This window comes from Caballeronia choica, assembly GCF_001544535.1.
Classification (GTDB): Bacteria; Pseudomonadota; Gammaproteobacteria; order Burkholderiales; family Burkholderiaceae; genus Caballeronia; species Caballeronia choica.
This window is the reverse complement of record NZ_FCON02000219.1, coordinates 1-8,750: the sequence shown is the minus strand read 5'-3', so window position 1 is coordinate 8,750 and position 8,750 is coordinate 1. Positions and strand designations below refer to the sequence as shown.

Below are 8,750 nucleotides of genomic sequence, written 5' to 3'. Positions count from 1 at the left end.
TCGCGCTTGACCTTTAATACAGTTGCTTTCTTTGCAGCAGCAAAGAAAGTGAGTCCCGCCCCGGACAGGGGCAGAGCTAATAAACCAAAAACAATACAAGTTCCATAGAAGCACAAGCGCATCAAACGGTGTAACCCCAAACCCCCGACTTACCTCCCCCCCAAGCGCCAGCGACTAGCCTCCTCCGGGCTCTCATAGATATACGCCGCCACCCCGCGCCGCTTGAGCGCATCCCCCAGCTTCAGCCGCAGAAAGCTGCTCGTGGTATACCGCGTCACCCCGTCGTAGCAGTTGTTCACGAGCTTCATGACCATCTCCGAATACGCATCGAGCATGTCCGGACGAATCGAGAAATTGTCGTAGTTCACGATCGCATGCGGCCTCACCTTCAGTCCGCCTACCTTCGCAATCACCTCGCGCCGGATCGCCTCGACATCGTCGAGCGTCGAGACCTCGTGCCCTTCGAAGTTGATGAAGATCATGTTCTTCTCTGCGTCATAACTGAAGCGCTCGCTGAGCCGCAAGCGAAGCAGAACGTTGCGCAAACCCATCGGCGCGTCTTGAAAGATGCGCGCGTCCATCAGCCGCGGCGGCCCCTTGATGACCGGTGCAAAACCCATCTGCGCGATGATGTCGCGCTCCACGTCCACGCCCGGTGCAACCTCGGTCAGTTCAAGCCCTTCGGGCGTGAGCGCGAACACGCAGCGCTCGGTGATGTAGAGCACCGGCTGCCCGCGCTCGGCTGCATATTTGCCGCTGAAGGTCCGATGCTCGACGGCATCGACGAACTTCTGGCAAGTGCCCTCGCGCACGATGCGCATGCGCCCGTCCTCGATCGCAATATCAAGCTTGCCCGCGTTGAACGTGCCGACGAATACGACCTTCTTCGCGCTCTGGCTGATGTTGATGAAACCACCCGCCCCCGCGAGCTTCGGACCGAACTTGCTGACGTTGAGATTGCCCTCGCGATCGGCTTGCGCCAGGCCCAGAAACGCGATGTCGAGGCCGCCGCCGTCGTAGAAGTCGAACTGGTACGGCTGATCGATGATCGCCTGCGTATTGGTTGCCGCGCCGAAGTTCAAGCCGCCCGCCGGAATGCCGCCGATCACGCCCGGCTCGGTGGTCATCGTGAAGAGATCGATCACCTGCTCTTCGTTCGCAACGCTCGCGATGCCCTCCGGCATGCCAATGCCAAGGTTCACGATGCTGTTCGCCATCAGTTCGAATGCGGCGCGGCGCGCGATGATCTTGCGTTCGGAAAGCCGCATCGGCGGCACCGAACTCGCGGCGACGCGCAGTTCGCTCGAAAACGCCGCACTGTACTGTTCGCCGAAGGTCTGCCAGTGAAGCTCCTGCGGCGCGACGACCACGCAATCCACCATCACGCCCGGTATCTTCACCTGCCGCGAATTCAACGTGTTCGACTCGGCGAGGCGCTCGACTTGCGCGATCACGATGCCGCCCGAATTGCGCGCGGCCATCGCGATCGAAAGTCCTTCGAGCGTCAGCGCTTCCTTCTCCATCGTGATGTTGCCGTTCACGTCGGCAGTCGTGCCGCGCACGATCGCCACGTCGATCGGGAAGGTCTTGTAGAACAAATAGTCGGCGCCATCGATGTTCATCAGCGTGACGAGATCGTCCACGGTGCGGGCGTTCAGCTTGCCGCCCCCGTTGCGCGGATCGACGAAGGTGCCGAGCCCGACCGTCGAGAGATGCCCGGGACGATGCGCGGCGATGTCGCGAAAGAGCTGCGAAATCACGCCTTGCGGCAGGTTGTAAGCTTCGATGCGGTTGTCGATCGCGAGTCGCTGGAGGCCCGGGACCAATCCCCAGTGTCCGCCGATCACGCGGCGCACGAGGCCTTCATGAGCGAGATGGTTGAGTCCCTTCGACTTGCCGTCGCCCTGGCCCGCGGCATAGACGAGCGTCAGGTCGCGAAGCGCTTCGCCGCCCGCGCCATCGCCTTGCAGGTAACGCTCTTCGAGCGCGATCGCCACCGCCTCGGCGAATCCGATGCCGACGAAGCCGCTCGTCGCCAGCGTGTTCCCCGAGCGGATCAGGCGCACGGCCTCGCGCGCCGAGACGATCTTGCCGCGCTCGACCGTGCGTGCAGTCGCGGGAAAGTGAGGGCGGGAACCTTCGCTCATGGTGTCTCCGTTCAGCACTTGCGGAGTCGGGCTCCCGTGCTTTCAGTTTTTCAGCGCCGCGCCTTTGCGGCGCGGCCTTCAGGCCTGTCAGACTTCATATCTCGACGCGCGCCCCCAGTTCGATCACGCGATCGGCAGGCAACTTCAGATAAGCGGCGACGTTGCCGACATTGTGCAGCATGACGGCGAAAAGCCGCTCACGCCATAGCGCCATGCCCTTGCCGGGCGTGGGCACGACCGTCGCGCGGCTGAGGAACCACGAGATCTCCGTTCGATCGAAAGTCAGCCCCGATGAGGCGCACGCCTCCAGCGCGGCGGGCAGGTCGACTTCATCCTTGAAGCCGTAGTGGACCGTGACCTGGAAGCAGCCCTGCCCGAGCGACTGCACCGTGACGCGCTCGCTCGCCGGAATCCACGGCACCTCGCTGCTGGAGACGGTCAGGAACACCACGTTCTTGTGCAGCACGCGGTTATGCACGAGGTTGTTCAGCAACGAATGCGGCACGCCGTGCGGATCGGCGTTCATGAAGATCGCAGTGCCATCCACGCGCACCGGCGGCCGCGACAGCAGCGACGCGAGGAACGGCCCGAGCGGCGTGGTGCCCGCACGCACGCGCGCCTCGGCGAGCATCATCTCCCAGCCTCGTCCCCAGGTGGCCATGATCGTGAACATGACGAGGCCGATCGCGAGCGGGAACCAGCCGCCCTGCTCGAGCTTCAGCAGGTTCGCGGAGAAGAACATCGCGTCGATGACGAAGAAGAACGCCGTCGCGAACACGCATAGTCCCCAGTTGAGATGCCACGCGTAGCGGATTACGAAGAACGTGAGCACGGTCGTGATCAGCATCGTGCCCGTCACCGCGATGCCGTAGGCGGAGCCGAGCGCCGTCGACGAACCGAACGCGAGGACGGCGGCCACGACCGCGATCAGCAGCGTCCAGTTGATACCCGGCACGTAGATCTGGCCGATCTCCTTCGCCGACGTGTACACGACGTTCATGCGCGGCAGGAAGCCAAGTTGCATCGCCTGCTTGGTCATCGAATAGGTGCCGGAGATGACGGCCTGCGAGGCGATCACCGTCGCGACGGTCGAGAGGCCGACCATCGGATAGAGCATCCACTGCGGAAAGAGCCGGTAGAACGGATTATCCAGCGCGGAAGGGTCGGAGAGCAGCAGTGCGCCCTGACCGAGATAGTTCAGCGCGAGCGCGGGAAAGACGATGCCGAACCACGTCAGGCGGATCGGGCGCGCGCCGAAGTGGCCCATGTCGGCATACAGCGCCTCGGCGCCCGTCAGCGAGAGCACGACGGCGCCGAGCGCGACGAACGCGAGCCAACGGTGACGCAGGCAGAATGCAAGGCCCGCGAGCGGATCGAGCGCTTCGAGAATGCGCGGCGCATCCGCGATATTGATCGCGCCGGCGACGGCCAGCACGATGAACCAGACCACCATCACCGGGCCGAATACCGCGCCGATGCCCGACGTGCCGTGCTTTTGCATCACGAACAGAGCGGTCAGCGCGATCAGCGTGATCGGGATCACGTAGGGCTTGAGCAACGGCGTCGCGACTTCCAGCCCTTCGACCGCGCTCAGCACCGAGATGGCCGGCGTGATCACGCCGTCGCCGTAAAAGAGCGCCGCGCCCATCACCCCGATGCCCAGCAGGACATGACGCAGCCTCGGCTTGTTCACCACCGACGACGCCGCGAGCGCAAGCAGCGCCATGATTCCGCCTTCGCCGTGATTGTTCGCGCGCAGGATCAGCGTGACGTATTTGAGCGAAACGACGATCGTCAGCGACCAGAAGATCAGCGACACGATGCCGATCACGTTCAACGGTTCGAGCGGCAGGCCGTTCGCCGGATCGAATACTGTTTTGAGCGTATACAACGGGCTCGTGCCGATATCGCCGTAGACGATGCCGAGTGCCGCCAGCGCGAGCCCGAACATCGCGGGATTGTGATGGGGAGCGGGCTCGTCGACCTTGCCACCTGCCGGAGCGCCGGATGCAGACAATCCCATGATTCCTCCTGAGTTGCGCTGTTCGCGCGCAGGATTATTCGTTAGAGGATGAGAGCTGCTACTTTTGCATTATCGAAGTATAGGAAACTGCGAAGCGCGCCGTGCCCGGTAAATCGCCTTTGAGCCTGTCGCGCTTCTGTCTTGTCTCTTTGGTCTTCTGTCTTTTGTGCTGGCGTTCGCTATGCGTACTTGATCTGCGACACCGCGCGCAACTCGTCCGGCGTTGCCGTGCCGAAGCCGAAGAACTCGAGGTATGCCGGAATCATTTCGAACAGCATGTCGGTGCCGACCTGCACGGCGCACCCCTTGTCCTTCGCCGCGCGCAAGAGCGGCGTGTACTCGGACTTCATGACGACTTCGCCGACGAACGTGCTCGGCGCGATGCGGTCGACATCGAACGGCAGCGGGTCGCTGTCGTTCATGCCGAGCGGCGTGGCATTGACGATCACGTCGTAGCCCGCCGGGTCTTTTGAACCCGTCGTGACAGTGAGTTGCGAATAGTGCTCGCGCAGGCGGTCGGCGAGTGCCTCGACCGATGCCGTGTTCGTATCGAACAGTCCCATCTCCGCCACGCCAGCCGCCGCGAGGGACGCAGCAATCGCCGAGCCTACCCCGCCGCTGCCCGCCACCAGCACGCGTGCGCCCTTGAGCGCGCGCCCCTTGCGCTCGACCCCGCGCACGAAGCCCGCTCCGTCGAACTGATCGCCGACCAGCTTGCCGTCCGGGCGCTTGAGAATCGCATTGCACGCGCCGGCGATGCGGCCGGTAGGCGTCACTTCATCGACGAGGCCGACGGTCGTGACCTTGTGCGGCATCGTGACGAGCGCACCACGGATGTTGCTCATGCGGAAAAGCAACGGCAGGAACGCCGTGTAGTCCTCGGGCTTGACGCCCATCGGCATGACGACGGCGTCGATGCCGTTCTTTTCGAACCACGGGTTGTAAATCATCGGCGCCTTGAACGCCTCGGTCGGGAATCCCAGATGGGCGATTAGCGTCGTCTTTCCGCTGATCATCGCAGCGCTCCTTTTTTCTAACGAGTTTCCGGATCTGGCTTACAGTTGCCCGCCACTGATTCCAGCGGCGGAACCGCCATATAGTGCGCCAGCAAGCGTTGGCCTGCCAACACTTTGTCTGTCGCCGGCGCATTATGTACCGAATAGTACATTTTGTGCGGATTTCGGTCCAATGCCGACCAGGATCAAGCGGCCTTGCGTTCAGCGGTTGCTGAATATCCGGGCGTCGCCATCCGGCGCGATTGCGATCATCATCTGCTTGCGAGACCCGCGAGCTGATTCCAGGCGCTTTTCCTCCGATCAATTGCAGAGCACGCGCGCACGCCGGGCCGCCTATCGAGGAGCACGCCATGCCTCCTGCCAATGCCGCCGCCATCGATCCGAGCCGGCAGTTGCTGCCCTTTCGCGAATCGCTGCTCGCGATGCTCGGGCTTGCATGCGTCGCGATGCTCGTCGCGCTCGACCAGACGATCGTCGGCACCGCGATGCCGCGCATCGTCGCCGAACTGAAGGGCTTCGACCTGTACGCGTGGGTGGCGACGTCCTACATGCTTGCATCGGTCATCACGATTCCGATCTTCGGCAGGCTCGGCGACCTGTATGGACGCAAGCGCTTCCTGGTCGCCGCGATCGTGCTCTTCACGGTGGCCTCCGTGCTGTGCGGCAGGGCCGACACCATGCTGCTGCTCGTGATCGCGCGCGGCGTGCAGGGCATCGGCGGCGGCATCCTGATCGGCACGATCTTCGCGAGCGTCGCCGACCTGTTTCCCGACGCGCAACTGCGCCTGCGCTGGCTCGTGTTCGTGAGCACAGCGTTCGGCGTCGCGAACATCATCGGGCCGACACTCGGCGGAGTGCTCACGCAACACGGCGGCTGGCGGCTCGTGTTCTTCGTGAACGTGCCCGTGGGCGTCGTGTCGCTCCTGTTCGTCAGGCGCTATCTGCCGAACCTGCGGCCGGCGCGCGCCGGCGGCCCCGTGAAGCTCGACTGGCTCGGCGGCCTCGTCATTGCAATGACGTTCGGCGCGCTGCAGTTGCTGATCGAATTCCTGCCTAACGAGGGCATCAGCAGGACGACGGCGATACTCGCGGCCATCGCGTTCGGCGGTGCGCTCACGCTGTGGTTCTGGGAAAAGCGCATGGGTTATCCGATCCTGCCCGTCGACATGCTCGTCGACCGCAAGCTCTCGGCGCTCTTCGCGATGTCGCTGCTGGGCGGCTTCGCGCTGTTCTCGCTCGTGTTCTACGTGCCGCTGCTGTTCCAGGGCGGCTATGCGATGTCGCCCGACGATTCCGGCATGCTGATCACGCCGCTTGTCATTGGCACGACAATCGGGACCGTCGCGAACAACCGCATCGTCACGCGCCTGCGGCGCGCGAACGTCATCATGTACGTGGGCTTTGCGCTCTTTGCGATCGCGAGTCTTTCGGTGCTCGTGATCACGGGCACGGCGCCGCATCTCGTGTGGATGAGTTGCATGGGCGCGAGCGGCGTCGGGCTCGGCCTGGTCGCGGCAAATCTCACGATCTTCTCGCAGCAGATCGTCACGCGGGAGAATCTCGGCGCGGCAACGGCGCTCCTGCAATCGCTGCGCACGTTTGGCGGCATGCTCGGGACCGCGGTCACCGGCGCGTTGCTCGGGCAGCTTTATGTGCGCGGCGTCCACCGTTCGCTCGATTCGTATCAGGCGACGCAGTGGTTCAAGTCTTTCGCGAGCCCCGAGTTGCTGATCGACCGCAAGGAGCAGGCGGCGCTGGTGAGCCGCCTCGTCAGCGCGGGCCACGCCGGCGACGCGATGATGAACTCCGCACGCGACGCGCTGGTCGAATCGATCCACGTCGGACTCGCGCTCGCGGCGGCGGCGGCCGTTGCCGGATTGTGCCTTGCGTGGTTCGTGCCGCCGGTGCACGTCGGGCGCATCGATGCCGATGCCGATGCGCATGCGAACGCGAAAGTGGATCAGTGACTCGTCGTCCCGAGATAGGCCGCTTTCACCGACGGATCGTTGCGTAGTTGCTCGGCGGGTCCATGTGTCGCGATGCGGCCGTTCTCCAGTACGTAGCCATAGTCGGCGACGTTGAGTGCGGCGGCCGCGAACTGTTCGACGAGCAGCATCGTGACGCCTTCGTCCTTCAGCCTCGCGATGATGCGGAACACTTCATCGACGAGGATCGGCGCGAGGCCCATCGACGGCTCGTCGAGCAGCACGATATCGGGGTTGAGCATGATCGCGCGCGCCATCGCGAGCATTTGCTGTTCTCCGCCCGACAGCGTGCCGGCGAGTTGATGGCGCCGTTCCTTCAGGCGCGGGAAGAGTTCGATCGCGCGTTCGAGATCCGCTGACACGTCGCCTTTGGGGCGCGCCCAGGTGAGGCGCGGGAATGCGCCGAGGATGAGGTTGTCGGTGACGGTCATCGTCGCGAAGACACGGCGGCCTTCCGGCGAGTGCGCGAGGCCCAGGCGCGCGATTCTGTGCGAGTCCATTGCTTCTATGCGTTTGGCGTCGCTGCCCGCGCCCATGATTATTTCACCTTCGGTCGCCTTGATCATGCCGGAGATGGCTCGCATCGTCGTGGTCTTGCCTGCGCCGTTCGAGCCGATCAAGGTGACCACTTTTGCCTTCGGCACGTCCATCGTTATGCCATGCAGGACTTTTACCTTGCCGTAGCCGGCGTGGAGGTTTTTGATAGATAGCATTTTGGTTTGGGTTTACGTCGTTTGATGTTTTTGCGCTTCTATGGAACTTGTTTTCTTAGCAGTCTATTTGCTCTGCCCCTGTCCGGGGCGGGACGGATGATCGCTAGCGCTGGGGTCGGGCTTCAACCGTTTGATGCGCCCAGGCTCCTATGGAACTTGTATTTGTTTCGGTTTATTAGCTCTGCCCCTGTCCGGGGCGGGACGGATGATCGCTAGCGCTGGGGTCGGGCTTCAACCGTTTGATGCGCTCAGGCTCCTATGGAACTTGTATTTGTTTCGGTTTATTAGCTCTGCCCCTGTCCGGGGCGGGACTCACTTTCTTTGCTGCTGCAAAGAAAGTAAGCAAAGAAAGCAGCTTCCCACCGCCAATCCTTGCCATGCTCCGCTAGACCGTTCCCTCGGAGTGGTCCAACCGGGGGAGTGTCCTTAGCGGGGTTTCCCCGTTGTTGGCATGTAGAAGAGGCGCGCGCGTCGCACCGCTATACGAAGTGGACCAGCAGTCATTCATCCAGCTTCGCGCTACGCGCTCACCCGTCAGGTAAAACTAAAACCCATCGCTACCTCGCTATGTTTGTGCTTGCTGACGCTTCAATTCACCACCGTTAGCAGGCCTGGCGTCGGGCACGAAGTGCCAAGACGGATGAATGACTGCTGATCCACTCCGCGCAGCGGTGCGACGTGCGCGCCTTTTCTACATGCCAACAACGATGAAACCCCGCTAACGACACTCCCCCGGTTGGACCACTCCGGGGGAACGGGCTGGAGGCGCATGGCAAGCATTGGCGGTGGAAAGCTGCTTTCTTTGCTTACTTGTATATTGTCCCTAGCGTTCGGAAACTGATCCTTTCTGTTCGCCGGAAGCGGTA

5 protein-coding genes are annotated in these 8,750 nt (G+C 62.9%); 1 reads left to right on the top strand and 4 read right to left on the bottom strand.

Annotated features, from left to right (window positions below; genetic code table 11):
* Positions 1-149: 149 nt before the first annotated feature.
* The 3 genes from AWB68_RS40160 to AWB68_RS40150 form a co-directional block, all read right to left on the bottom strand.
* On the bottom strand, positions 150-2,147 hold the full coding sequence (locus tag AWB68_RS40160; protein WP_087649743.1) for an acyl CoA:acetate/3-ketoacid CoA transferase: 1,998 nt from the start codon (positions 2,145-2,147) through the stop codon (positions 150-152).
* Positions 2,148-2,241: 94 nt separating this feature from the next.
* Positions 2,242-4,170: a potassium transporter Kup gene (locus tag AWB68_RS40155; RefSeq protein ID WP_087649742.1), complete on the bottom strand. Its 1,929-nt coding sequence runs from the start codon at positions 4,168-4,170 to the stop codon at positions 2,242-2,244.
* A gap of 179 nt (positions 4,171-4,349) precedes the next feature.
* Positions 4,350-5,186: a shikimate dehydrogenase family protein gene (locus AWB68_RS40150; protein ID WP_087649741.1), complete on the bottom strand. Its 837-nt coding sequence runs from the start codon at positions 5,184-5,186 to the stop codon at positions 4,350-4,352.
* Positions 5,187-5,536: 350 nt separating this feature from the next.
* Here AWB68_RS40150 and AWB68_RS40145 point away from each other — a divergent pair, with 350 nt between their 5' ends.
* Positions 5,537-7,153, top strand: coding sequence for an MFS transporter (locus AWB68_RS40145; RefSeq protein WP_087649740.1), 1,617 nt, complete (start codon positions 5,537-5,539; stop codon positions 7,151-7,153).
* Here AWB68_RS40145 and AWB68_RS40140 read toward each other — a convergent pair.
* Entirely contained in the window at positions 7,147-7,884 is a 738-nt protein-coding gene (locus AWB68_RS40140; RefSeq protein ID WP_087649739.1) for an ABC transporter ATP-binding protein, read from the bottom strand. The genes AWB68_RS40145 and AWB68_RS40140 overlap by 7 nt on opposite strands.
* Positions 7,885-8,750 lie beyond the last annotated feature (866 nt).